This window comes from Microbacterium enclense (genome assembly GCF_001456955.1).
GTDB classification, from domain to species: domain Bacteria; phylum Actinomycetota; class Actinomycetes; order Actinomycetales; family Microbacteriaceae; genus Microbacterium; species Microbacterium enclense.
The window spans coordinates 277,994-302,607 of sequence record NZ_KQ758472.1 but is presented as its reverse complement, the minus strand read 5'-3'; the positions used below and the strand labels follow the sequence as shown (position 1 = coordinate 302,607).

The 24,614-nt window shown below is 71.9% G+C and carries 24 protein-coding genes and 1 pseudogene; 17 read left to right on the top strand and 8 right to left on the bottom strand.

Annotated features, from left to right (window positions below; genetic code table 11):
• Positions 1-93: 93 nt before the first annotated feature.
• The 4 genes from prpB (at position 94) to AS029_RS13215 (ending at position 4,444) form a co-directional block, all read left to right on the top strand.
• Complete coding sequence (gene prpB / locus AS029_RS13230; RefSeq protein WP_058233051.1) at positions 94-993, top strand: methylisocitrate lyase; 900 nt, start codon at positions 94-96, stop codon at positions 991-993.
• A 119-nt stretch (positions 994-1,112) separates the two neighbouring features.
• The gene (locus tag AS029_RS13225; protein ID WP_058233050.1) at positions 1,113-2,432 is read left to right on the top strand and encodes a citrate synthase/methylcitrate synthase; all 1,320 of its coding nucleotides are present in this window, start codon (positions 1,113-1,115) and stop codon (positions 2,430-2,432) included.
• Positions 2,432-3,610: a thiolase family protein gene (locus AS029_RS13220; protein ID WP_217630074.1), complete on the top strand. Its 1,179-nt coding sequence runs from the start codon at positions 2,432-2,434 to the stop codon at positions 3,608-3,610. Before AS029_RS13225 ends, AS029_RS13220 begins: the two co-directional genes overlap by 1 nt.
• Before the next feature lie 117 nt (positions 3,611-3,727).
• A complete protein-coding gene (locus AS029_RS13215; protein ID WP_058233048.1) occupies positions 3,728-4,444 on the top strand; it encodes a Type 1 glutamine amidotransferase-like domain-containing protein in 717 nt (238 codons plus the stop codon).
• 214 nt (positions 4,445-4,658) lie between these two features.
• On the opposite strand, the gene AS029_RS13210 is transcribed toward AS029_RS13215, so the two are convergent.
• Entirely contained in the window at positions 4,659-8,159 is a 3,501-nt protein-coding gene (locus AS029_RS13210; protein WP_058233047.1) for a choice-of-anchor I family protein, read from the bottom strand.
• A 388-nt stretch (positions 8,160-8,547) separates the two neighbouring features.
• Between AS029_RS13210 and AS029_RS13205 the strand changes: the two genes are divergently transcribed.
• The gene (locus tag AS029_RS13205) at positions 8,548-9,726 is read left to right on the top strand and encodes an acyl-CoA dehydrogenase family protein (RefSeq protein ID WP_058233046.1); all 1,179 of its coding nucleotides are present in this window, start codon (positions 8,548-8,550) and stop codon (positions 9,724-9,726) included.
• 265 nt (positions 9,727-9,991) lie between these two features.
• Positions 9,992-10,780 (top strand): enoyl-CoA hydratase-related protein, encoded by a 789-nt coding sequence (locus AS029_RS13200; RefSeq protein ID WP_058233045.1) that lies wholly within the window; start codon positions 9,992-9,994, stop codon positions 10,778-10,780.
• Positions 10,781-10,883: 103 nt separating this feature from the next.
• Here the strand turns inward: AS029_RS13200 and AS029_RS13195 are convergent, their stop codons facing one another.
• A complete protein-coding gene (locus AS029_RS13195) occupies positions 10,884-11,411 on the bottom strand; it encodes a MarR family winged helix-turn-helix transcriptional regulator (RefSeq protein ID WP_058233044.1) in 528 nt (175 codons plus the stop codon).
• A 201-nt stretch (positions 11,412-11,612) separates the two neighbouring features.
• On the opposite strand from AS029_RS13195, the gene AS029_RS13190 reads away from it, so the two are divergent.
• From AS029_RS13190 to AS029_RS13180, 3 genes are read left to right on the top strand one after another with little or no spacing between them, the layout of a single operon-like run.
• Complete coding sequence (locus AS029_RS13190) at positions 11,613-12,395, top strand: electron transfer flavoprotein subunit beta/FixA family protein (protein ID WP_058233043.1); 783 nt, start codon at positions 11,613-11,615, stop codon at positions 12,393-12,395.
• Positions 12,392-13,357, top strand: coding sequence for an electron transfer flavoprotein subunit alpha/FixB family protein (locus tag AS029_RS13185; RefSeq protein WP_058233042.1), 966 nt, complete (start codon positions 12,392-12,394; stop codon positions 13,355-13,357). Before AS029_RS13190 ends, AS029_RS13185 begins: the two co-directional genes overlap by 4 nt.
• Positions 13,358-15,208, top strand: a complete 1,851-nt coding sequence (locus tag AS029_RS13180) for a cytochrome b/b6 domain-containing protein (RefSeq protein WP_058233041.1) — start codon at positions 13,358-13,360, stop codon at positions 15,206-15,208.
• A 181-nt stretch (positions 15,209-15,389) separates the two neighbouring features.
• Here AS029_RS13180 and AS029_RS13175 read toward each other — a convergent pair whose 3' ends face one another.
• Positions 15,390-15,968 (bottom strand): TetR family transcriptional regulator, encoded by a 579-nt coding sequence (locus tag AS029_RS13175; RefSeq protein ID WP_058233040.1) that lies wholly within the window; start codon positions 15,966-15,968, stop codon positions 15,390-15,392.
• Between the two features lie 53 nt (positions 15,969-16,021).
• Here AS029_RS13175 and AS029_RS13170 point away from each other — a divergent pair, with 53 nt between their 5' ends.
• From AS029_RS13170 to AS029_RS13160, 3 genes are read left to right on the top strand one after another with little or no spacing between them, the layout of a single operon-like run.
• Positions 16,022-16,621, top strand: a complete 600-nt coding sequence (locus tag AS029_RS13170) for a biotin transporter BioY (protein WP_058233039.1) — start codon at positions 16,022-16,024, stop codon at positions 16,619-16,621.
• A gap of 53 nt (positions 16,622-16,674) precedes the next feature.
• Positions 16,675-17,298 carry an energy-coupling factor ABC transporter ATP-binding protein gene (locus tag AS029_RS13165; protein ID WP_244886985.1) on the top strand — a complete coding sequence of 208 codons (624 nt, stop codon included), beginning with the start codon at positions 16,675-16,677 and terminating at the stop codon, positions 17,296-17,298.
• On the top strand, positions 17,292-17,888 hold the full coding sequence (locus AS029_RS13160) for an energy-coupling factor transporter transmembrane component T family protein (protein WP_058233038.1): 597 nt from the start codon (positions 17,292-17,294) through the stop codon (positions 17,886-17,888). Before AS029_RS13165 ends, AS029_RS13160 begins: the two co-directional genes overlap by 7 nt.
• A 21-nt stretch (positions 17,889-17,909) precedes the next feature.
• On the opposite strand, the gene cofE is transcribed toward AS029_RS13160, so the two are convergent.
• Together cofE and AS029_RS13150 are read right to left on the bottom strand one after the other, a co-directional pair.
• Positions 17,910-18,662, bottom strand: coding sequence for a coenzyme F420-0:L-glutamate ligase (cofE, locus tag AS029_RS13155; RefSeq protein ID WP_058233037.1), 753 nt, complete (start codon positions 18,660-18,662; stop codon positions 17,910-17,912).
• A 1-nt stretch (position 18,663) separates the two neighbouring features.
• Positions 18,664-19,170: a GNAT family N-acetyltransferase gene (locus AS029_RS13150; RefSeq protein ID WP_058233036.1), complete on the bottom strand. Its 507-nt coding sequence runs from the start codon at positions 19,168-19,170 to the stop codon at positions 18,664-18,666.
• Between the two features lie 169 nt (positions 19,171-19,339).
• Between AS029_RS13150 and AS029_RS13145 the strand changes: the two genes are divergently transcribed.
• Complete coding sequence (locus AS029_RS13145) at positions 19,340-19,900, top strand: acyl-CoA thioesterase (RefSeq protein WP_058233035.1); 561 nt, start codon at positions 19,340-19,342, stop codon at positions 19,898-19,900.
• Positions 19,901-20,190: 290 nt separating this feature from the next.
• Here the strand turns inward: AS029_RS13145 and AS029_RS13140 are convergent, their stop codons facing one another.
• From AS029_RS13140 to aqpZ, 3 genes are all read right to left on the bottom strand, one after another.
• Positions 20,191-21,168: an acetylxylan esterase gene (locus AS029_RS13140; protein ID WP_058233034.1), complete on the bottom strand. Its 978-nt coding sequence runs from the start codon at positions 21,166-21,168 to the stop codon at positions 20,191-20,193.
• 66 nt (positions 21,169-21,234) lie between these two features.
• Entirely contained in the window at positions 21,235-21,945 is a 711-nt protein-coding gene (locus tag AS029_RS13135) for a TetR/AcrR family transcriptional regulator C-terminal domain-containing protein (protein ID WP_058233033.1), read from the bottom strand.
• Between the two features lie 170 nt (positions 21,946-22,115).
• On the bottom strand, positions 22,116-22,931 hold the full coding sequence (aqpZ, locus tag AS029_RS13130; protein ID WP_074615946.1) for an aquaporin Z: 816 nt from the start codon (positions 22,929-22,931) through the stop codon (positions 22,116-22,118).
• A 323-nt stretch (positions 22,932-23,254) separates the two neighbouring features.
• Between aqpZ and AS029_RS13125 the strand changes: the two genes are divergently transcribed.
• From AS029_RS13125 to AS029_RS17815, 4 genes and pseudogenes are all read left to right on the top strand, one after another.
• The gene (locus AS029_RS13125) at positions 23,255-23,728 is read left to right on the top strand and encodes an Asp23/Gls24 family envelope stress response protein (protein WP_058233032.1); all 474 of its coding nucleotides are present in this window, start codon (positions 23,255-23,257) and stop codon (positions 23,726-23,728) included.
• A complete protein-coding gene (locus AS029_RS13120) occupies positions 23,725-23,913 on the top strand; it encodes a hypothetical protein (RefSeq protein ID WP_058233031.1) in 189 nt (62 codons plus the stop codon). Before AS029_RS13125 ends, AS029_RS13120 begins: the two co-directional genes overlap by 4 nt.
• Before the next feature lie 25 nt (positions 23,914-23,938).
• Positions 23,939-24,343 (top strand): Asp23/Gls24 family envelope stress response protein, encoded by a 405-nt coding sequence (locus AS029_RS13115; protein ID WP_058233030.1) that lies wholly within the window; start codon positions 23,939-23,941, stop codon positions 24,341-24,343.
• Positions 24,343-24,614, top strand: a pseudogene (locus AS029_RS17815) (DUF6286 domain-containing protein); the annotation flags it as partial. The gene AS029_RS13115 and the pseudogene AS029_RS17815, both read left to right, overlap by 1 nt.

The following is a 24,614-nucleotide window of genomic DNA, read 5'->3' as shown; positions in this document are numbered from 1 at the left end:
TCGGGGCTCCGGTCCCGCGTCGTGGCGCGGACGCCGCTCCGGCGCGCCGCGATTCTTCCGGAGCCGCGCACACCGGATGGAAGGAACCCACTGATGCTGTACGCCCAGACCCCCGCGGCGCAGAAGCGCCGCGCGCTGCGCGAGAAGCTGGCATCCGGAGAGCTCGTGCGCATGCCCGGGGCGTTCAATCCGCTGTCGGCCCGGCTCATCGAGCGCAAGGGCTTCGAGGGCGTATACATCTCGGGCGCCGTGATCTCGGCCGACCTGGGCCTGCCCGACATCGGGCTCACGACCCTCACCGAGGTCGCCGGGCGCGGGCAGCAGATCGCCCGCGTGACCGAGCTGCCGGCGATCATCGACGCCGACACCGGGTTCGGCGAGCCGATGAACGTCGCGCGCACGATCCAGACCCTCGAAGACGCCGGCCTCGCCGGCACGCACATCGAGGATCAGGTCAACCCGAAGCGCTGCGGCCACCTCGACGGCAAGAGCGTCGTGGATGCCGACACCGCGATCAAGCGCATCCGCGCAGCGGTCGACGCCCGGCGCGACCCGGACTTCCTCATCATGGCGCGCACCGACGTGCGGGCGGTGGAGGGACTGGATGCCGCGATCGACCGCGCGAAGGCCCTGGTCGACGCCGGCGCCGACGCGATCTTCCCCGAGGCGATGCGCGACCTCGGCGAGTTCGAGGCGATGCGCGCGGCTCTGGACGTGCCGATCCTGGCCAACATGACCGAGTTCGGAAAGAGCGAGCTGTTCTCCACCGCGCAGCTGCGCGACGCCGGCGTCAACATCGTCATCTGGCCGGTGTCGCTGCTGCGGCTCGCGATGGGCGCGGCCGGCCGCGGCCTCGACGCCCTGGCATCCGAGGGGCATCTGCGCGACCAGCTCGGCGACATGCAGCACCGCGCCGATCTGTACGACCTCGTCGACTACGAGGGCTACACCCGCTTCGACGCCGACGTGTTCGACTTCACCGTCGAGCGCTGAGGCGCCCCACCGGCGCTGACTTGCGGCGAATGCTCGTCTGACGCCCGGTTTCGCGAACACACGGCGCAACTCGTCAACAGGGCTACTGAGAACTTCGAGCACGACTCAAGGGAGAGACGATGACCGACATCAAGAAGGGCCTCGCCGGCGTCACGGTCGACGAGACCGCCGTGAGCAAGGTGAACCCCGAGACCAACAGCCTGCTCTACCGCGGGTACCCCGTGCAGGAGCTCGCCGCCACGCAACCCTTCGAGGCGGTGGCCTACCTGCTGTGGAACGGGGAGCTTCCGGATGCCGCGCAGCTCGGCGCCCTGCGCGACACCGAGCGAGCGCACCGGGCGTTGACCGACGACGTGCGCGCCGCGATCGACCTCTTGCCGACGAGCGCCCACCCCATGGACGAGGTGCGCACCGCCGTGAGCGTCATCGGCGCCCGCGAGACCGCGGGCATCTCGAACGTGATGGATGCCGTGGGCACCCCCGAAGAGAACCTCGAGCGCGCCGTCCGCCTGTGGGCGCAGCTGCCCGCCGTGGTCGCCTACGGTCAGCGCCGCCGCCGAGGTCAGGAGCTGATCGAGCCGCGCGATGACCTGGACTATGCGGCGAACTTCCTCTGGATGACGTTCGGCGAGGAGATCTGCACCCGTCCGCAGGTGGCTGAGCCTGTCGAAGCCGGCGGGGTGGCGTCGGTGCCGGACCCTTCGACGGGCTCAGGGTCCTCGGGCACGGGCTCAGGGTCCTCGGGCACGGGCTCAAGATCCGCGGGTGTCCCCGACCCGGTGGTCGTCGACGCCTTCAACCGGTCGATGACCCTGTACGCCGAGCACTCCTTCAACGCCTCGACCTTCACCGCGCGGGTCATCGCCTCGACGCTCAGCGACCTGTACTCCGCGGTCGTCGGAGCGATCGGCGCGCTGAAGGGCCCGCTGCACGGCGGTGCGAACGAGGCGGTGTTGCACGTGTTCCGCGAGATCGGCTCGGCCGAGAACGTGGGCCCCTGGCTCGACGCCGCCCTCGCCGACAAGCGCAAGATCATGGGCTTCGGCCACCGCGTGTACAAGCGCGGCGACTCGCGCGTGCCGACGATGAAAGCCGCCCTCGACACCCTCGTCGCCCACTACGACCGCCCCGACGTCGCCGCCCTCTACGACGCGCTGGAGTCGCAGTTCGTCGAGCGCAAGGGCATCTACCCCAACCTCGACTATCCCTCGGGCCCTGCCTACGACCTCATGGGGTTCGACACCCTCACCTTCACCCCGCTCTTCGTCGCCGCCCGCGTGACGGGCTGGACGGCGCATATCCGCGAGCAGCAGGCGGCGAACGCCCTCATCCGACCGCTGTCGGCCTATGTCGGGCCCGACGAGCGGCACGTCGAGGGGTACGTTCCGGATGCCGCCGCGCTCGAGACGCAGGACCGCCCCGAGGAGGCGGCAGGCTGATGTCCGAGCAGAAGATCGTCATCGTCTCCGGCGCGCGCACACCCATCGGCTCGTTCGGCGGATCGCTCTCGGGGGTCGACGCGTACGAGCTCGGCGCGGTGGCCGTGACCGAAGCGCTGCGTCGCGCCGGCGTCGCGCAAGAAGACGTCGACGAGGTCGTCATGGGCTGCATCGCCCAGAACGGCCCCGATGCCTACAACGCCCGCCGCGTCGCGCTCGCCGCGGGGCTGCCCACGCGCGTGCCCGCCTTCACCGTGAACCGCCTGTGCGGCTCGGGCCTGCAGGCGATCTGGTCGGCAGCTCAGGAGCTCCGCTGGGGCGGCATCGACGTCGCGGTCGCGGGCGGCGACGAGAGCATGTCGCGCACGCCGTTCCTCGAGTACGGCGCCCGCGGCAACGGCCGGCTCGGCGACCGCACGCTGCTCGACGGCACCCTCGCGATCCTCACCGACCCTTTCAGCGGCCGGCACATGGGCACGACGGCCGAGGTCGTGGCATCCCGGTACTCCGTCTCGCGCGAGGAGCAGGACGCCTTCGCCGTCGAGAGCCAGCGCAGGGCGTCGACGGATGCCGCCCGCGCGGCCTTCGCGGAGGAGATCGTGCCCGTGACCACCGGCGGCAAGCGGCCGGTCGAGGTCTCGGTCGATGAGCACCCGCGACCCGGCACGACCCTCGAAGCCCTCGCGGGTCTGCGCCCGGCCTTCGAGAAGGACGGATCGGTCACCGCCGGCAACTCGTCGGGCATCAACGACGGCGCTGCCGCGACCGTACTCATGCGCGAAGACGATGTGCGCGAGCGCGGATCAACCGGCCTCGCCACGCTCGAGGCCGTCACCACGGCGGGCGTCGACCCCGAGATCATGGGCTACGCCCCGGTCATCGCGCTGCAGCGGCTGTGGGAGCAGACCGGCCTCACTCCCGCCGACGTCGACGTGATCGAGCTGAACGAGGCGTTCGCCGCGCAGGCGGTCGCGGTGATCCGCGATGCGGCCCTCGACCCCGAGAAGGTGAATCCGTACGGCGGCGCGATCGCCCTCGGCCACCCCGTCGGTGCCACCGGCGCGATCCTCACCGTGCGCGCGGCCCTCGACCTGCAGCGCCGCGACCTTGAGTACGCCGTCGTCACGATGTGCATCGGCGGCGGTCAGGCCCTCGCCGCGCTGCTGCGCCGGTACTGACCCGGGTCTCGCGTTCGCGTTTACCGCGCGTGAGTTGCCAAGGTTTGTCGCTTGCGGGTGCCCGAAGCGACAAATGCTGGCGACTCACGCGGATGCCGATACCGGGATACTGGGCGCATGAGTGTCTTCCTTCTCGGCGGCGGGCGCGACGTCGCGCGCTGCGGCGATCTGCTGCGTCCCTTCGTGCGCGAGGCGCGGGAGCGCGCCGGCGACCGGCCGGCCGTGATCGCGGTGCTGCTCGTGCTCGAGGCCGACGACGAGTCCTCGGTCGCCCGCTTCGCGGCGGTGCTCGAGGCTGCGGGGGCGACGGCGAACGAGCTGCGGATCACGACCATCGTCGTGGGCGAGGTCTTCGACACCGCGGTGCTCGACGCCGACGCCCTGTTCGTCGGTGGCGGCCTCACCCCGGCGTACCGGGCGGCGGTGGGACCGATCCGGGATGCCGTGACCGATCGCGTCCGCGACGGGATGCCCTACGCCGGGTTCTCGGCCGGCTCGTCCATCGCGGCCGGACCCGCGCTGATCGGCGGATATCGCTTGGGCGGGGTCGAGGTCGTGTCGGAGGATGCCGGTGAAGAGCTCGACGAGGTCGAGGTGCGCCCGGGCCTCGGGCTCCTCGACTTCGCCGTCGACGTGCACGCCGCCCAATGGGGCACCCTCTCCCGTCTCGTCGCCGCGGTCGAGGCGGGGCTCGTCTCCGACGGCGTGGCGATCGACGAGCACACGGCCCTCGTCATCTCGGCGCAGGCCGCCCCGGCCGTTCACGGCAGCGGGCAGGTCTGGCGCGTGGAGTCCGCGGCATCCGGGGTGCTCATCACCGTGCTGCGACCCTGACGGGCCCGCGGGAGCCCGTCCGGCCGGCGCGCACCGCCGCGAAGCCGCACCCGGTTGCCGAGAACGCAGGGGATTCGCGACAACCGCATGCGGTCTCGGCGAACGGGTGCGGTTTCGGCATGTCGCCCGCAGACCGTGCCCGAGCGCGCGCCGCGCCGCACAACGACAGCGGCCCCCACCCGCCAGGGGTGAGGGCCGCCGCCGTCTGCGCGTGTCAGACGCGACGGCGCCGAAGCGCTGCGGCCACGCCTCCCGCGACCAGGAGGAAGCCGCCCGCGAGGGCGATGCCCCACGGCAGCTCGGCACCCGTCTTCGCGAGCGCAGCCGTGCCGGACCCCGCGGCGGGGCTGCTCGACGGCGAAGCGCCGGGCGCTGCGGACGGCGATGTGGTCGGCGCGGGGGTGGCCGTCGGCGTGACCGTCGGGGTCGGGGTCGGCGTTCCGGTGCCGGTCCCCTCGTCGACCGGGCTCGAACCGAGCAGGTACGCCCGGCCGAGCGGCGACGGTGCGACGGTGCCCTTCGCGGCGAAGAAGTCGACCGTGGCCTGCAGGTCGATCTGACCCGAGTCGGCCTTCGCCGTGCCCTGCGCGAACGTGGTGAAGTTGTCACCGCCCGCGGCGAGGAACGAGTTGGTGACCACGCGGTACGACGCAGCCGGGTCGACGGCGACGCCGTTCAGCGCGATCGACGAGATGCGCGCGCCCGCGGCCGCCTTCGGGTCGTAGGCGAAGGTGAATCCCTTGGAGACGCCGAGCGCGAGCACGGGACGCGATGCCGTCGACGGCTGCCACTGCTCCTCGAGCACCGACTTCAGCTGCGCCCCGGTCAGCGACAGCGTGACCAGCGTGTTGCCGAAGGGCTGCACGTTCGCGGCCTCGCGGTACGAGACCGAGCCGTTGTCGGAGCCGTAGAGCAGGTCGGCACGCAGACCGCCCGGGTTCATGAACGCGATCTGCGCGTCCTGCCCGTTGAACGAGGGGTTCTCGGTCGTGGCCCACAGGTACACGTCGGCGACGGTGTTGCCGAGCGTCGAGTAGGCGCCGCGGTCCTCGTCTCCCGAGGCGTTGCGGGCGCGGGTGATGTCGGCGGTGATGGTGCCGACCTCGACCTGACCCTTCACGTCGGCGACGGCCTTGGCATCCGCCACGATCTTCGCCGTCGCCGCCTGCGGGTAGGCGACGTACTGGCTCGTGGCGTCGAGCAGCGGGCGCACACCGGGCGTGATGGAGGCGAGGTCGCCGGCGGCATCCAGGTCGATGTCCAGCGTGCCGAGGTTGGTGCCGTACTGACCGGCCTGGATGACGGGACGTCCGCCGATGGTGCACGCGTACTTCTGATGCGTGTGGGCCGAGACGATGGCGTTCACGTCGCCGGAGACGCCGCGCACGAGGTCGCCGTAGTCGCCCGACTCGGTGGCGATCTTCGCGCAGTCGGTGCCCTCGGAACCCTCGTGGGCGAGCAGCACGACGATGTCGGCCCCGGCGGCGCGGGCGTTCTTCGCCTCGCGGTTCGCGGCCTCGACCTGGTCGCCGAACTCGATCTCGGTGATCTTCGAGGGGTCGACCATGCCGGCCGTCTGGCGGGTGACCGTGCCGACGAAGGCGATCTTGGTGCCGCCGACGTCTTTGATCGTGTACGGCTTCAGGGCGGGGGTCTTCGTGCCCTTCAGGTAGACGTTCGCGCCGAGGGCGAAGTCGCTCCGGTCGCCCGCGTTGTCGCCGTAGCGGGGGATGACCCGGTCGGTGAGGTCGGCGAACCCGCGGTCGAACTCGTGGTTGCCGACGGCGCTGACGTCGAGGGTCGCCGCCTTCAGGGCGTCGATGGTGGGGTTGTCCTGGTCGATGAACGACTCGAACGCGCTCGCGCCGATGTTGTCACCGGCCGAGACGAAGAGCGTGTTCGGGTTGAGTTCGCGGTACTTCTCGACGGCGCCGGCCAGCACCGCCGCCCCGGCGACCCCGCCGGTCTCCTGCACCAGACGGCCGTGGAAGTCGTTGATCGTGAGGATCTGCACGTCGGGGTTCTTCGGCTGCGTCGGACGCACCTCGAACACCGTGGTGGTCCCCGACACCTCGTTGCCCGTGATCAGCAGCGGCACGCCCGTGGGCGAGCGCAGCGCCGAGACGAACGTGATGCCCTCGGGCCCGAGGTCGCCGGCCGCGGCGGTCTCGACGTCGGCGGTCGCGTCGCGGTTGTTGACGTACGTGACGTAGGCGGGGCTCTTCGGGTCGGTGACGTCGTAGACCATCACGCCGCCCGCTCGCTCCAGGCCGATGAAGGCGTACGTGCGGCCATCGACGACGCCGAGCGCCACGTTCTCGGGCTCGGGACCCTTGTCGTCGCTGCGGTCGTCGACGACGTTGTCGTCATTGGAGACGTTGAACAGCTGCGGTGCGACCTCCTTCAGCTTCTGCTCGAACTGGTCGCCCGAGTCGAAGACGAGCGTGCCCTTGGTGTCCCAGATCGAGAACGAGCGTCCGCCGTAGGCGTAGAGCTCGCTGTAGCAGCCCTCGGCGGTGAGTCCGAGGTCGGTGACCACTTTGAGGCGGCCGAGGTCGGTGTCGGCGGAGCGACCGGCGAGCGGCGAGGTCGCGCAGACCGGGGCGAGCCCGTCCTTGCCGAGGGCCTTCACGCGGGCCTCGTCGGTGAAGGTGCCCCATTCGCGTCCGTCGCCCTCGTTCGCGGTGACGAGGTAGGTGCCGGCCTTGCCGCCGACGGCGGCGGTGTACGACGCGATGCCGTCGGGCATGTAGAGGCCCTTGAGGCCCGCGACGGTGCGGATGTTCGCGCCGTCCCTGTCGCTCGGGTCGAGACCGACGGTGCCCCAGTCCTTGTAGCCGAGGGGCAGGATGCCGGTGACCTGGGCCTTCGCGAGGTCGACCGTCGCGAGGGCGTTCGCCTCTTGCAGCGTGACGTAGGCGGTCGTGCCGTCGACGGTGATGTACTCCGGCTCCAGGTTGCGCGAGACGCGGTTGGACGACAGCGTCGCCGGGTCTTGGCCGGGAGCGGCGACGTCGGGTCCGAAGACGCGCACCTTGGGGTCGAGCGTCTTCGTGCCGCCCGGCTCGAACGCGGCGAAGCCGGCGGTCTTGACGGCGCTCGGCGCGGGGGCGACGACACCGGTGCGGAGCGCGACGATGCTGACGGAGCCCTCGGGGTCGACAGTGAAGTCGTCGGCGGGCTCGCCCTCGTTGGCGACGACGGCGTAGGCGCCGTCCTTCGAGAACGTGACCATGTCGGGGAGGGCCCCGACGGTGACCTCGCCGAGGGTCGCACCGGTGGCATCCGTCTTGCTCGCGTCGAAGAACACGAGGTGACCGGGGTCGGTCTTGGTCTCGGCCTCGAAGGCGACGACGCCGAGGCCGTCGTCGCGCACCGCGACCGAGTTCGCGACACCCGTCGAGGCGATGTCGAAGAGCTTCACGGGCGTCGTCGGGTCGCTGTTGTCGAGCACCGACACGGTGCCGGCCTGCGCGTTGACGACGAACAGGCGGTCGCGCCACGCCTGCACGATCTCGGCGGCCGACTCCTTGTAGACGCCGGTGTCGTACGAGCCGACGGGGGTGACGGCGAGGGCCGCGCCCGCGGCGCTGTTCGAGATGGGCTGGGGGACGATCGCGGCGGAGGCCGCGGTGACGCTCGACAGGGCGAGCGCGCACACCGCCGCGGTCGTCGCGGTGAACGCGACGGCTCGGCGCAGGAGGGGCGAAGGCATGGGCTGTGTCCTCGGATTCGGGTGGGGGAGCGACCCGCGCGGGGAGCGCGAACCTGTGGATTGTGCCTAGATCGCGTGACGGCCCGGTGAACGGCGAGCGAACGCGGCGCCGGCCCGCCCGCCGGCGCGGGATCGCCGGCGGTGATGCGCGCAGGTGCGCGATGAACGCTCGGGCGTCACGAGCGCGGTGCGTCGTGAACGCTCGCGTTGCGCGCGCGTGGCGCGAGAAACGCTCGCGCGTTGCGGAAACGCCTCGACACGGCGTGTGTGGCACGGCGCGGCGTTTCTCGACGCGGGGGGCCGTTAGTCGCTCGCCCCACCAATTAATAGGACGTCCAGGTAAAGTTCGACGTGCGACGACGACGTCGCCCTCACGAAGGAGAGCCGCATGGACACCACCCCTGCCCCCGCGCTCGACGCTTCGCCCGCCGGTACCCTCTCGGCCGACGAACGCGCCGCGATCCTCGACGCCGTCCGCGATTTCGCTGCGACCGAGCTCGCCCCGCACGCCCTCGAATGGGATGCCGAGAAGCACTTCCCCCGCGACGTGCTGCGCCGCGCGGGGGAGCTGGGCCTCGGCGGCGTCTATGTCAACGACGACGTCGGCGGCGCCGGGCTGACGCGGGCCGATGCCGTGGCCATCTTCGAGGAGCTCGCCTACGGCGACCCCACCGTCACCGCCTACATCACGATCCACAACATGGTGGCGTGGATGATCGACGCCTACGGCACGTCGGCGCAGCGCGAGCAGTGGCTGCCCGGCCTGATCGCCATGGACGACCTCGGCGCCTACTGCCTGACCGAACCGGGCGCGGGCTCCGATGCCGCGGCCATCACCACCTCGGCGATCCGCCACGCCGACACCTACGTGCTCACGGGCGTGAAGCAGTTCATCTCGGGTGCCGGCGCGGCATCCGTGTACGTCGTCATGGCCCGCACGGGTGAGCCGGGTGCCCGGGGCATCAGCGCATTCCTCGTCCCCGCAGATTCAGAGGGACTGTCGTTCGGTCCGAACGAGAAGAAGATGGGCTGGAACGCGCAGCCCACCCGGGCGGTCGTGCTCGACGAGGTGCGCGTGCCGGCCGAGAACCTGCTCGGCGGCGAGGGTCGCGGATTCTCGATCGCCATGACCGCCCTCAACGGCGGCCGGCTCAACATCGCGACGTGCTCGATCGGCGCAGCGCGCTGGGCGCTCGACCGCGCGATCGCCTACGTGCACGAGCGTTTCACGTTCGGCGAGGCGCTCGCCGAGAAGCAATCGGTGGTGTTCGCGGTGGCCGACATGGCGACCGAGCTCGAGGCCGCACGCCTGCTCGTGCGCGACGCCGCGACGGCACTGGATGCCAAGACCCCCGACACCGCCACACGCTGCGCCATGGCGAAACGCTTCGCGACCGACGTCGGATTCCGGGTGGCGAACGAGGCGCTGCAGCTGCACGGAGGCTACGGCTACCTGCAGGACTACGGCATCGAGAAGGTCGTGCGCGATCTGCGGGTGCATCAGATCCTCGAGGGCACCAACGAGATCATGCGGCTCATCGTCGGCCGGAGCGTGCTGGCGGCGTGAGCCTGAGCGGTCCGGGCGGTGTGGTCGACGCTCTGCGAGTGGGCGGGATCAGCGTTCGGGGGTCCGTTTCGCTGGATCGGGGCGGAATCCGCACCTTGAGGCGAAGTTTTTCCGCCCCAAGGTGCAGAACGCGCCCCGAACCCGTTACCTCGCCGGCCCGTCGTGGGCGCCGGCCGGACCGATGGGGAACCCCCTCGATCGATGTCGGGGGTGCGTGCGAGCATGCGAGGGCGGGTTCGTCCGCACCGTCACGAACAGGAGTGAGATGACTGATCAGGATGCCGGGTACGAGACGATCCGCGTGGAGCAGCGCGGCCGCGTCGGGTGGATCACGCTCGATCGCCCCGAGGCGTTGAACGCGCTCAACACGCAGACCATGCGCGAGGTGGTCGCCGCTGCCGAGGCGTTCGACGTCGACGAGGGCACCGGGGCGATCGTCGTGACGGGCAGCGAGAAGGCCTTCGCCGCCGGGGCCGACATCAAAGAGATGGAGCAGAAGTCGGGCCTCGACATGGTGCTCACCGATCACTTCGGCGCGTGGGCGCGCTTCGCCGCCGTCCGCACCCCCGTGATCGCGGCCGTGTCGGGCTACGCGCTGGGCGGCGGGTGCGAGCTGGCGCTCATGTGCGACGTCATCCTGGCATCCGACCGTGCGAGATTCGGCCAGCCCGAGGTGCAGCTCGGGGTCATCCCCGGCATGGGTGGCACGCAGCGCCTCGTGCGCGCGCTCGGGTATTACAAGGCCGCCGAGATCGTCTTGACCGGTCGCATGATCGATGCCGCCGAGGCCGAACGCGCAGGTCTCGTGTCGCGCGTGGTGGCGGCCGCCGACCTGCTCGACGAGGCCGAGTCGGTCGCCCGCACGATCGCCGAGAAGCCGCTGCCCGCCCTGTACGCGGCGAAGGCGGCCCTCGACGTGGCGTTGGAGTCGACGCTCGCCGAGGGCGTGCGCTTCGAGCGGCAGGCATTCGCCGCGCTCTTCGACACCGCCGACCAGAAAGAGGGGATGGCGGCGTTCCGCGAGAAGCGGGCGCCGTCGTTCACGCACCGATGAGCGGCGCGGCGCGGCGGCTGCCGGGCGTGGGCGATCTCGTCCGCGCCGGCGGCGCCGCGCGCGAGCATGCGCTCCCGGCGCCGACGACGCATGGTCCCGGCCGTCAGAGCGGCTCGGGCACCGGCGCGGGGTCGGCGAAGTCGCCGGCGCCCTTTCGGAACCGCGCGATGATCCGCACGAGGTCCGTCGCGTCGTCGTCGTCCAGTCCGAGGTCGGCGAACACGACGTTCAGGGCCGCGGTCGCCTCGTCCACCCGGCGGCGACCGGCGTCGCTCAGCACCAGCAGCGCGGCCCGCCCATCGGTCGGGTGCGGCTCGCGCGCGAGCAACCCGTCGCGCACGAGGCGGTCGACCGTGTTCGTCACGCTCGTCGGATGCACCTGCAGCCGCGCGATGGCGCTGGCCATCGGCATCCGTTCCTCCCGGGTGAAGGCGAGCAGGCGCAGCATCTCGAAGCGCGAGAACGACAGGTCGAAGGGCTTCAGCGCCCGGTCGATGGATGCCATGAGCAGCTGGTGCGCGCGGATCACCGAGGTCACGACCGTCATGCCGTCGGCCGCGTCGTCCCACCCGTGCGCGAGCCACTGTCGCTTGGCTTCGGCGATCGGGTCGACCGGCAGTCGTCGCGTCATCGGTCCTCCTCGCGTTTCACGGTACCGCTCTCGCGTCGCGCGCGCCCCGCGGGGCGGCGGTGCCATTCGCCCTTCGCTCGGCGGCTGCGGGGGCGCCCGCGCCGCTGAACCGGTGGCCGAGCCTCGCGAGTCCCTGGCGCCCCGACCTCGGCTGCGGCGCCGGCGCCGCGGCATCCCGTTCCCGACGAAGGAGACGCATCGATGAAGATCGTGGTCCTGATCAAAGAAGTCCCCGACACGTGGGGCGAGCGGCGGCTCGACCTCGAGACGGGGTTGATCGACCGCGGCGCCGCGGCGGCGCCCGTGCTCGACGAGATCGACGAACGCGCGGTCGAAGCCGCCCTGGCCCACGCCGACGCGCACCCGGGCACCGAGGTGACGGTGCTGGCGATGGCACCCGCCTCGGCGACCGCGACGATCCGCAAAGCCCTCGCGATGGGGGCGACCTCGGCGGTGCACGTCGTCGACGACGCCCTGCGCGGCGCCGACCTGCTGCTGACCGCCGAGGTGCTGGCGGCGGCGATCCGACGCACGGGCTACGACCTCGTGATCGCCGGCAACCTCTCGACCGACGGAGGCGCGGGGGTGATTCCGGCCATGGTGGCCGAGGTGCTCGGTGTGCCGCAGCTGACGGGACTCGCCGCCCTCGAGGTGTCCGACACGATGGTGACCGGCGACCGCGTGAGCGACGCCGGCACCATGCGGGTGAGCGCCGAGCTCCCCGCCGTCGTCTCGATCACCGAGGCGCTCCCCGAAGGGCGTTTCACGACGTTCAAGGGCATCATGGCGGCCAAGAAGAAGCCCTACGAGACGGTGGATGCCGCCTCCCTCGATATCGCGCCCGACGACCCCGCGACCGCCCGCTACATCATGCTCTCGGTCGCCGAACGGCCCCCGCGTCACGCCGGCATCAAGATCGTCGACGAGGGCGACGCCGGCGAGAAGCTGGCCGCTTTCCTCATCGCCGAGGGGGTGACCCGATGAGCGTCGCTCTCGTGCTGCTCGAGGTGCTGCCGAACGGCGCGCTCGCCGCGACCGCGCCGGGTCTGCTCGCCGCCGCGGCGACGGTGGGCGAGCCGGTCGCGCTGATCGCCGCCGACGGGGAGGCGCTGGACACCGCCGCCGCCGAGGCGGCGACCCTCGGTGCCGCGCGGGTGCTCACGGCCGAGACACAGCCCGACGCGCTGACCGTGCCCGTCGTCGACGCGCTCGCCGCCGCCCTCGACCGGGAGAGACCTGATCTCGTGCTCGCGTCGAACGCCGTGGAGTCGCGCGACGCACTGGCCCGTCTCGCCGCGCGACGGCGGCTGCCCCTCGCCGCCGATGTCGTCGGCGTCGGGCACGACGAACTCGGCGTGGTCGCGCACCACTCCGTGCTCGGGGGAGCGTTCACCGTCGACGGAGCCCCCACCTTCGGACCGCTGTTGGCGACGCTGCGGCCCGGCGCGGTCGACGCGCGGCTCGACGCGCGGCCCCTCGTGGTCGAGGGCCTCGAGGTTTCGGCATCCGGTGTGCGTGCCGCCCGGATCGAGGCGTTCACCGAGACGGCGGCGCCCTCGTCGCGCCCCGAACTGCGCGGCGCGGCGGTCGTGGTCGCGGGCGGGCGCGGTGTCGGCTCACGAGAGGACTTCGCGCTGGTCGAACAGCTCGCCGACGTGCTCGGCGGTGCCGTCGGTGCGTCGCGCGCGGCGGTCGACGCCGGGTTCGTGCCGGCCAGCGCCCAGGTCGGCCAGACCGGCGTGACCGTGTCGCCGCGGCTGTATGTCGCGCTGGGCATCTCGGGGGCGATCCAGCACCGCGCCGGCATGCAGACCGCGACATTGATTGTCACAATCGACAAGAATCCCGACGCGCCGATCTTCGAGATAGCCGATTTCGGTATCGTCGGAGACCTGTTCACCGTTGTCCCGCAACTCATCAGCGCGCTCGAGGCCCACAAGAAGTAGATGGCGTCCACACCCCGCACTCCGCGTCGCGGGCTGCCGCGCGTTCCCGGTGGGGAGCCCTGGCCGCCCGCGGCCTCCGGCGTCCCCGACACGCCGCACGGCGCCGACGCGCCCGCGGCCCCCGTCGATCCCGCACCCGCTCAGGTCGGTGTCGACGGCAACGGTCAGGCGACGGGCGCGACGGCGCGGATCCCGCAGAACGGCACGGATGTCGCAGCGTCGTCGCCGCATGGTGTGCGTCCGGCGCACGTCCCCGGGGTATCGACGGGGGATGCCGTGGACGTGGGCGCACCGACCGGCTCGAGCGCCCTCGCCCCGGCGACCCCCGTTCGACGGGGCCTGCCGCGCGAGGCGGGTGGGCAGCCGTGGCCGCCGGCATCCGTTCGGTCCGCTGACTCCGCGGGGGCCGACGCGCCGGCGGCGGAGGGCACCGCGTCCGACCAGCACGTCGGAGCGGCCGGTCCGGCGCCCGTGCCTTCGGTTCCGCAGCCGGCTATCGCTGCCTCCGACGCCAGCACGCATCCCGCATCCACTCCGGTCGATGGGGAGGCCACGACCGGCGGCGTGCGCCGCGGGTTGCCGCGCGAGCCGGGCGGAGAGCCCTGGCCGCCGGCATCCGCAGCCCCCGCGCGGGCGTCCGTCGCCGACGACGACTCGGAACGCCGCAACGCATCGTCGAGCCTGCACCGTGCTGAGGTCGACCATGCCGCCGCGGATCCGGCGACGAGCGCGTCCGGTTCGCGAGACGACACCGCATCGCCCGCGCGCTCGACGCGCCCCTTCGCTCTCGCCGGGGAAGGGAGCGTTCCGCGCCCGCCCCTCACGGTGCCGCGCACCGTGTGGCCCGGGGCCGCGGCTTCACGCGGGTCGACGCGGGCGGCGTCTGCCGACAACGCCCGACCCGTGAACGCGAAACCGCCCCGCACCGCTCTCGGCGACTTCTCGCCCGTGCAACTGCTCGGCTCGACGGCCGTGCTCGGGATCTTCGCGCTCGCGCTGGCGGGCATCGTCGTGCTGCTGGCGCGCTTCGTTCTCGCGCTCGGGCCGGGGCAGGAGTTCCTCGCCGCGTACCCGGGGGAGTACCACCTGCCGGAGGCTGCACCCGTCGGCATCCCGGCGTGGCTGAACTGGTCGCACTTCCTCAACAGCTTCTTCCTGCTGTTCATCATTCGCACGGGCTGGCAGGTGCGAAACGAGAAACGCCCCGCCGCGTTCTGGTCGCCGCGCAAGAACAAGCGGCGCCGCATCAGTCTCACGCTGTGGTTCCACCAGGCCATCGACATCCTGTGGATCGCGAACGGCGTGGTCTTCGTCGTGCTGCTGTTCGTCACCGGTCAGTGGATGCGCATCGTCCCCACCTCGTGGGAGGTCTTCCCCAACGCGCTGTCGGCGGCGTTGCAGTACGTCTCGCTCGACTGGCCGACCGAGAACGGCTGGGTGAACTACAACAGCCTTCAGCAGCTGTCGTACTTCGCCATCACCTTCGTCGCCGCCCCGCTCGCGATCATCAGCGGCGTGCGCCTGTCGGGCGTCTGGCCCAAGGATGCCGAGAGGCTCAACCGCCTGTATCCGATCGAGTGGGCGCGCAAGGTGCACTTCCCGGTGATGCTGTTCTTCGTCGCGTTCATCGTCGTGCACGTGGCGCTCGTGCTGGCCACCGGCGCCCTGCGCAACCTCAACCACATGTACGCCGCGCGCGGCTCCGTCGACCCCGACGCCTTCACGACCGACCCGACCGGGCTGCTGCTCTTCGCGGCATTCCTCGTCGTGATGGCCGCGGGGGTCGTCGCGGCGCGTCCGCGCGTCCTCGTGCCGATCGCGCGTCTCTTCGGCGAGGTCAAGCAGCGCTGATCCCGGCCGGGCCGGCCGCGGTCGACGGGACGAGGGATGCCGGGTGCCCGGCGTCCGCCGAGCCGCACGCCGGCGTTGACGGGAGCCTGCGGCACCGGCGTGCAGCCAGGACGAGGCGCGAGGCCGTCCGTTGGGCCGGACGTCTCACGCACCGATCGTGAGACCTCGGCGCGACGCGCGTTCAGACGCGGCCGCGCGCCCGCAGCCCGGCGGCGATGAGATCAAGGCCGAAGGCGAAGTCGTCGCTCGCGAGCCCGGCGGCACCGTTGCCGGACGGGTCGACCGGGTCGCCGTCGCGAACGCCCACGCTGTCGTACTGCAGTCGCTGCTGCTCGTGCCACGCGAAGCCGAGCACGTAGTGCAGCACGGTCGTCGCCGCACGGCGCGCGGTGTCGGCGTCGAAGCCGTCGCGGGCCACCGCGGCCGTCAGCCGGTCGTGCGCGAGCGACGATCCGAGGCCCAGCGCCAGGGTGCTCGAGACGACCTCGGCGCCGTCGCGGTAGGTGAGCAGAGCGTCGCGCAGCGCGAGTGCCTCGGTGCGGAGGTCGACCGGGTCACCGGTTGCCATGCGGCCGACGATCCGGTCGGACAGCTCGGCGAGTAGCGACTGCTTGTTCGGGAAGTGCCAGTACAGGGCGCTGGGCTGCACCTCGAGCGCGGTCGCCAGGCGGCGCATCGTCAGGTCGGGGAGTCCGTGATCGTCGAGGATCCGCAACGCGGTGCGGGCGACGTCGTCGGCGGAGTGTCCGCGGGGAGCCATGGAATGAGTATAGTGAACGCCGTTCAGGTGAACAGTGTTCAGGAAGGAACCTCATGCGCGCACCCGACGCCACCGACCTCGCCCGCATCGCCGTCTTCGCCGCGCTCATCGCGGTGCTCGGTCTGCCCGGCAGCTTCCCCGTCTTCGGCGGGGTGCCCATCACCGCTCAGACCCTCGGCGTCATGCTCGCCGGCGCGGTGCTCGGCCCGTGGTTCGGCGCCCTGTCGGTGACGGTGCTGCTGGCGCTCGCCGCTGCCGGCCTCCCCGTGCTCGCCGGCGGGCGCGGCGGGTTCGCCGTCTTCCTCGGCCCCACCGCCGGCTATGCGCTGGGCTGGATCCTCGGTGCGGTCGTCATCGGCCTCATCGTGCACGCCGGCGGACGCCGCCCCGTGGTCTGGCGCACCGCCCTGGCGATGGTCGCCGGCGGCATCGGCGCCATCTACGCCCTCGGCATCCCGGTCCAGAGCCTCGTGACCCGCCTGCCGTTGCCGGAGACGGCGCTCACGAGCCTCGTCTTCGTGCCCGGCGACCTGCTGAAAGCGGCGGTGGCCACCGCCGTGGTGACGACGCTCGTGCGGGCGTATCCGCGCGGGTTCCGCCGCGAGTGGGCGACCCCCGCGCGCGAGCGCGAGACGGCCGGCGCGGGCGTGTGATCCGCTGCATCGACGTGGCCTCGCGCCTCGGGGCACGGGACGTGCTCCGGGGGGTGAGCCTCGACCTCGACGCGCGCTCGGTCGCGGTGGTCGGCGACAACGGCTCCGGCAAGTCCACGTTCGCTCGCCTGGTCGCCGGGCTCATCCGTCACACGACCGGCGAGCTACGCGTGCTCGGACTCGATCCGGATCGGGATGCCACGGAGCTCCGCCGTCGTGTCGCCCTCGTGCTGAGCAATCCCGACGCGCAGATCGTCATGCCCACCGTCGCCGACGACGTCGCGCTGTCGCTGCGCCCCGCCCGGCTCCCGCGCGCGGAGCGCGACCGGCGCGTGGCCACCGCCCTCGAGCGCTTCGGGCTCGACGGCCTCGCCGACCGTCCCGCTCACGACCTGTCGGGCGGTCAGAAGCAACTGCTCGCCCTGTGCGGGGCGTTCGTCCGCGCGCCCGACCTCGTCGTCGCCGACGAACCGACGGCCTTCCTCGACGCCCGCAACGCCCGCCTCGTCTCCGACCATCTGCTCGCCGACGCGGGGCACCGCCTTGTCGTGGTGACGCACCATCTCGGTCTGGCGCGCCGCTGCGAACGGGCGGTGCTCTTCTCGGACGGGCGGGTCGTGGCATCCGGAATCTCCGACGAGGTCGTCGACGCCTATGAAAGGGCGGTGGCGTGCTGAGCCTGTACCGGCCGGGCGGCGGGTGGTTGCACCGGATGCCGGCGGGCCCGAAGCTCGTGTTCCTGGCCCTCGTGGCAGCGGTGCTCGCCGCGCTGCCGTCCACCTGGGGGAGCGCGCCGACGGCGGTGGGGGCCGCGTGCCTGCTGTACATCGCGAGCGGTGTGGGAGCAGCGGAGCTCTTGCGGCAGACGTGGGCGCTGCGCGGGATCATCGTCGTGACGGCCGCCGGGCAACTGCTCTTCCTCGGGCTGGAGTCCGCCGTCGCCAACACCGCGCGGGTCGTCGCGGCGCTGCTCGTGGCCGCACTGGTGCCGCTGACGACCCCCGTCGCCGCGATGCTCGACGCGCTCGAGCGCGGATTCGAGCCGCTCCGCCGCGTCGGCGTCGATCCGGCCCGCCTCGCACTGTTGTGGACGATCGCGCTGACGACCATTCCGGTGCTCGCGCGGCTCGCCACCGAGGTGCGCGACGCGCAGCGCGCCCGGGGGCTTCGCCCCTCGCTCGCGCGTGGTGCGATGCCGTTCCTGGTGCTCGCGCTGCGTCACGCCGACGATCTCGGCGACGCGCTCGCCGCCCGCGGCATTCGCTGACCGCGGTGGCGAGGCCGGCGGTCAGTCGCGCGCCGCGCGCCCCGCGGCGAAGCCCTCGGCGTAGGCCTCGTCGGCGCCCTGGCGGAACATGTCGCGGGCGGGATCGCGCACGATCGAGCGGGCGCCGGGCAGGTCGAGCTCGCCCACCAGGTCTCCGCGGCCGCGCACGATCGCGACGGGCCGGCGCGACGCCTTGCCCTTGACGAGGTCGGTGGCGGCGGCGATCTCGTCGGCCACGCACGGCAGGGTCACCACGAGCGGGCGGCCCTCGGCATCCGTGGTCCCGCGCAGGTCTTCGAAGACCCGCACGCCCGCGGCCCCGATCGCGTGATCGGTCTGGCCCTCGCGCCAGGCCCGGCCGAGGGTGTCGGTGATGAGGACGCCGACCCGCGCCACCTGGCGCAGGCCCTCGGCGAGTCGCCGCGCCGACGCGTCGGGGTCGACCGGCAGCAGCAGCACCGTGCCCTCGGGGGTGTTGCTGGCATCCACTCCGGCGGCGGCCGAGACGATGCCGAGCGGGTTCTCGACGATGCGCGTGACGTGCCCGGTGGGGGAGGTCCGGGATGCCACGAGCCTCACCGTCTCACGCGTGATGGCGTCTTCGCGATCGTCGGCGCGGATGACGCGACCCTCTGCCTTCGAGACGATCTTGCTGGTGACGACCACGATGTCGCCGTCGTGCAGGGGTTCGGTGAGGGCATCGAGGATCACCCCGACGAGGTCGTCTCCCGGGGTGATCTCACGGATGCCGTCGAGGGCCCAGACCTGCAGCACGTCAGCGGACGAAGCGCACCTCGGTGAGCTCCTCGCCGAGGAAGGGCTGCACCTGCGTCGCGCCGTCGAGCGTGAAGCCGTTGCGGGTGTAGAAGCGGTGCGCGCGCGGGTTGTCGTCGGCGACCCACAGGTACAGGCCTTCGCCCTCTTCGACGGCGGCGTCGAAGAGCTGCTGGCCGATGCCGGTGCCGTGGTGCGCGTCGAGCAGGTAGATGAAGTACAGCTCGCGCTCGCGCGGGGCGTCGTCGTCGCGGGCGGGACCCGAGCCGACGAAGCCGACGATCTCGCCGTCGACGAGGGCGGCGTGCATGCGGTACCCGTCGCCCTGGGCGGCCCAGTGGGTCCAGAGCTCGGCCATGCGGCGGGGGGAGACGGCCTCGAGGGCCGCCTTGCTGATCAGGTGATCGTAGGTCTCGTGCCAGCAGGTGGCGTGCACGCGGCCCAGGGCCTCGGCATCCACGTCGCGCACCGGACGGACGACGATGTCGGTTCGGATTTCCGCAGTCATGGCGCGACTCTACGCGCGGGACCTGCGAGGGTGAAATCGAGGGCGACAGCGCTGCGAATGGGGTAGAGGAGCGTGCGACGCGGCCCCGTTCCGCGACGCGCACCCCGTGATTGTCGAGGGGACACAATGAGATGGAGGATTCGTCGTCGGATCGCTACGCTCGCCCCTCGTGAACGTCCTCTGGCGCACGCTCCTCGTGCTCGTCCGTGCCCGCCGTCGTCTGCGTCGCGAGGGTCCCATCGACCCGAACACGGTGACCCGCATCCGTCTGCGCGTGCTCCCCACCGACATCGACGTCTTGCGCCACCTCAACAACGGCCGCTACCTCTCGCTCTTCGACCTGGGCCGATGGGACCTCTTGACGCGCGCCGGCCTCGTCGCGGCGATGACGAAGGAGGGGTGGTACGCGGTCGTCGGCGCCGAGACGATCACGTTCCGACGCTCGCTGGAACTCTGGCAGCGCTTCGAGCTCGAGACGCGCCTCATCGGCCACGACGACCGGGCGGTCTACCTCGAGCACCGTGCGCTCGTCGGCGGCGAAGTCTACGCCCGCGCGATCATCCGGGCCCGCATCCTCCGCCGCTCCGGCGGCACGGTGCCGCACGACGAGCTGTTCGCCGCGGTCGGGCGCCCGGATGGGCTGCCCGACATCGAGGAGTGGGTGCACGACTGGGCCGCGGGGTCGGCGCTGCCCTCCACGCGCCGACCGGCGCCGAGCGTGTGGGAGTGACCGCCGGCTGACGTGGGGCGGGGCCGCGCGGCGCGCACGGGCGTGACGAGCGGAGGAGAAGGTGAGCAGCGGAGGACGAATTCGCCGCGAGCGTCCTCCGCTCGTCCCTTGTCCTCCGCTCGTCACGGCCGCAGCCTCGTCGGCCGCGTCGCGCGGCTGCGCCGGGCCGCTGCGTCGCGCGGCTGCGCTAGTCCGCCGCGTCGCGAGGCCGCGCCGCCGCGCCGGTCCGCTGCGTCGCGAGGCCGCACCGCCGCGCCGGGCCGGCGGCGGTGGCCGACGGCGGCGGCCGGTCAGCGCCCGAGGCGCGCGTCGAGCCAGGCCACCTGCTTGATCCAGTGCCGGTGTCCGCCGCCTTCGTGGCCGTTGTAGGTGTACTCCTCGATCGCGACGTCGTCAGACGACAGCGCGTGGAACGCCGCGAACACTCCCGACGGCAGCACCACGTCGTCCATCAGCGCGACCGAGAAGTACGCCGGCGCGTGGATGCGCCGCGCGAGCACCGCGCCGTCGACGTGCGACAGCGTGTGGAGCACCCGGTCGGCCTCGTCGCGGTGCACCGAGAGGAACCGGGTGATCTCGGTGAACGGCGCCGAGGGGGTTCGCACGATACCGTTCGGGAAGTCGCAGAGGAACGGCACGTCGGGCATGACGGCGGCGACGGCGTCGCCCGAGAGGGCGGCAGCGGCGATGGCGAGCCCGCCGCCCTGGCTCGTGCCGGTCACGGCGACCCGAGTGGCATCCACGCCCGCCATCGTGCGCACCTCGTCGACGAGGCGGACGGCGTCGGTGTAGAGGCGGCGGTAGTAGTAGTCGCGGGGATCCAGGATGCCGCGGGTCATGACGCCGGGGAACGCGGCGGCCGAGCCGTGCGGGTCGGGAGTGGATCCCAGGCTCCAGGCCGAGCCCTGGCCGCGTGTGTCCATGATGACGTGCACGTAGCCCGCGAGTGCCCAGTTCACCCGCTCGCCCGGGAGCCCGCGCCCGCCGCCGTACCCGATGTACTCGATGACCGCGGGGAGCACCTCGTCGCCGTGGGGTCGCACGACCCAGCCGCGGATCTCGTCGCCGTCGAAACCGGTGAAGGTGAGATCGGACACGCTCAGCGTCCGCACCGGAGCCTCGACCGGAACGAGGCGGGTGGGACCGGCGGCGGTGCGCGCAGCGTCGAGGGTCTCGGTCCAGAACGCGTCGAGTCCGTCGGGCTCGACGAGGGCGGGGCGGTACGCGCGCAGCAGGTCGAGCGGCATGTCGGTGAAGGTCACGGCCATGAAGATCGACAGTAGTGGCAGTGCGTGACGGCACGGTCCGGGGGTGCGCGCGGAAGATTCGCCCGGCTACTGGGAGAGTTGGCGGTCGAGCCGGTCGAGAAGCGATTCGAGGGACTCCTCGAACTCCTCCTCGGCGTGGTCCTCGCTGAGAAGCGCTCGCAGGCGCCGCACCTGGGGCGACGCCTCGAGATTCTGCGAGCCGTCACCCTGCGGGATGTCGGCGTCGCCCTCGTCGAGCGGTTCGTCGGCCGGCCCGGTGTCGGCACCTCGCACGGCTGACTCGAGCAGGAGATTGCCGAGCAGGAAGCTGCTGAACGAGCGATACGCGCCGACGGCCTGTTCGTCGGTGAAGCCGAACCCGATCAACGTGCTGAGGAAGACTTCGACCACCTCGACGCTGCGCAGCGGCGGACGCAGCCACGGGGCAGCCGGATGCCGGGTGGCGATGAGGGGGAAGGCTTTCGGGTGCTCGATGGCGATGCGCCGCACTTCGTGGGCGGTCACCTGCAAGAACCGCTGCCACTGGTCGCCGGCGGCCTCGATGAGCGACGCGGTCAGGTCGTGCATCAGCAGGTCGACGACCCCCTCGAGCAGGTCTTCGCGCCCGTTGACGTAGCGATACAGCGACATCGCTTCGACGCTGAGAGTCTTGCCGAGGTTGCGCATCGACAGATGGGCGAGTCCGCGTTCGTCGATGAGGGTCAGGGCGGCGACGACGATCCTCTCGCGATCCAGCCGGGCACTCGCCCGGGGTGCGTCTGCGGTCTGCTCGTCCATGGCCCTCTCTCCGACTCGGTGACCTCCCATCTTGGTCGGCGCGGGCGCGCACCTCAGGGCGCTTGCGCTGTCGGCGACGCGTCGGGTACCCGGGGTGAAGGGGCGGGCCCGGAGACACCCCGATTCGTCTCCGGGCCCAGCTCGCGTCCGCCGCCGGGGCGGCGAAGCCGTCAAGAGCCGACGACGCGGCGTCCGAGTGTGCGAACGATGAGCCCGGCAACCGCAGCGCCGGCGATCGGGGCGGTGATGAAGACCCACAGCTGCGAGAGCGGAAGTGCGCCGCCATACAGGGCGGTGGCGATCGAGCGCGCGGGGTTCACGCTGGTGTTGCTGATCGGAATGCTGACGAGGTGGATCAGGGTCAGCGTGAGGCCGATGCCGATCGGGGCGAAGGTGGCGTACTCCTTCTTGGCGGTGACCGACAGGATCACGGCGATGAACACACCGGTCAACACGGCCTCGGTCAGAAAGACGGCGCCGAGTCCGTAGCCTCCGGGGCTGCCCTCACCGAACCCGTTCGAGGCGAACCCCGCCTCGTGTGCAGCGGTGAAACCGTCGGGTCGACCGGCCAGCACGAGGGCGATGACGCTGGTGGCCAGGATGCCGCCGAGCACCTGCGACAGGATGTACCCGGGAACGTGACGGGCGTCGGTGCGTCCGGCTGCGAGCAGACCGAGCGTCACGGCGGGATTGAAGTGCCCGCCGCTGATGTGACCGACCGCGGCGATGCCGGCGACGAGGGTCAGGCCGAAGGCGAGGGCCACGCCGAGGAAGCCCACTCCGACCTGATTGTCGTCGGCGCTGGGGAAGTTCGCCGCGAAAAGGGCCGTCCCCACGCCCCCGAGCACCAGCAGAAAGGTCCCGAAGGCTTCCGAGCCGTACCGCGCAAGAGGAGACCACTGCCTCGCGGCCTGGTTCTGCTGTTCAACCGTCGAGTCGGCGACGCGCGTCGGTTCGCTTTTCGTCTCGTTCTTCTTCTTGCCCATCGTGGTTCTCGCTCCTTTCGAGGGCCGACGCGGTGTCGGCCTCGCGACGAAGACGTACCCGGACGCCGAAACCTCACGCGGCCCGAGCAGACGGCGCCGCCGTCCATCTCGTGCCCAGCCTGGCCTTCGCGAGCGAGCGGCGCTCGATCTTGACGCCCGCGCCAACACTGGGATATACGGCGTAAGCCTATTCGCCTCGATACACATGACGGCCTCGGGCGCAAGCCCCGCGTGATCTTTCCTGCACCGAGTACGTCTAGAACCCGAAGGCGAATCCGCCGCCCCGGAGAAGTCCGGGTAGAACCTGTCGAAGGGAACCCACCATGGTCGAGAACGCCACCACCCCCGCTGCGCAGAACGTCCCCCAGGCGGCATCCCGCGTGAACCGCCCTCTCGGCGCGCGAGGCCAGGAAGCGCACGCCGCGGGCTCGACCCACATCGCCGACGGGGTCGTCGCCAAGGTCGCCGGTATCGCGGCCCGCGAGGTGAACGGTGTCTGGGCGCTCGGCGGCGGCGGAGCCCGTGCGCTCGGCGCCATCCGTGACGCGATCAACGCGACCGACCTCACGCAGGGCGTCAAGGTCGAGGTCGGCGAGACCCAGGCCGCCGTGGACGTGACCGTCGTCGTCGAGTACGGCGCCCAGATCCAGGACGTCGCCGAGCAGGTGCGCTCGCGCGTCGCCGGCGCCGTCGGCCACCTCGTCGGTCTCGAGGTCGTCGAGGTCAACGTCGACGTGAACGACGTGCACGTCCCCGGTGACGACGACAACGACGACGACGACAAGCGCGTCCGGTGACCCCCGTCACCCGGGGAGCGCTGTTCGGACTCGTCCTCGCGCTCAGCGCTCTCATCTTCGGCTTCGGGGGCTTCATCCTCGTCGCCCTCTTCATGGCGGTCGGGGCCGTCGTCGCCCGCGTGGCGTCGGGCGAGCTCGATCTCCGCACCCTCGCGAACGCTTTCCGCGGTCGCAGCACCTCGTGATGACCGTCATCTCTCGGAGGACTTCGTGACCACTGTCACCTCCGCCGCCCCGGGCGGCAGCCGCACGACGGCTGTCGCCCCCGGGCCGCGTGCCACCACGCCCGCCGGTCGGGTGAACATCGCCGATCGTGTGCTGCAGAAGACGGCGGAGCGGGCTGCGGCGGAGATCATCGGGGTGGATGCCAAGAGCGTGCATGTCGAGATCGTCTCGGCCCGTGACACCGCCGCGGTGCGCGTGACCACGCCGTTCCCCGTCCCGCGCCTCGACGACACCGAGGCGGTGCGCGCGGCGACGCCCGTGCTGGAGGCTGCCCGCGTGGCTCAGGGGGAGCTGAAGTCGCGGTTGGCCCGGTTATTCGGGCGGGAGATCTCTCGGGTGGATCTGACCATTTCGGGCGCGAGCGCCCCTCAGCGAAAGCGAGTGCTGTGATGACCGACACCGTCCTTCGCACCGTTGTGCGCCGCGAGACTCACTCTCCGCGCACCGTGGCCATGCTCGTCGTGGTCGTGCTGCTGCTGCTGGCTCTGGCGTATGCCGCGGTGGAGATCGTCCTGGACCTCACCGGTGCGCAGCCGCTGCTCGTCGCCCCCGGCGAGGCCCTCCAGGCCGTCGTGACCGCGCCGACCGCGTTGCAGCCGGTGGCGTTCATCGTCGGCGGTGTGGTCCTCGCGATCCTGGGTCTGATCGTGCTGGTGCTGGC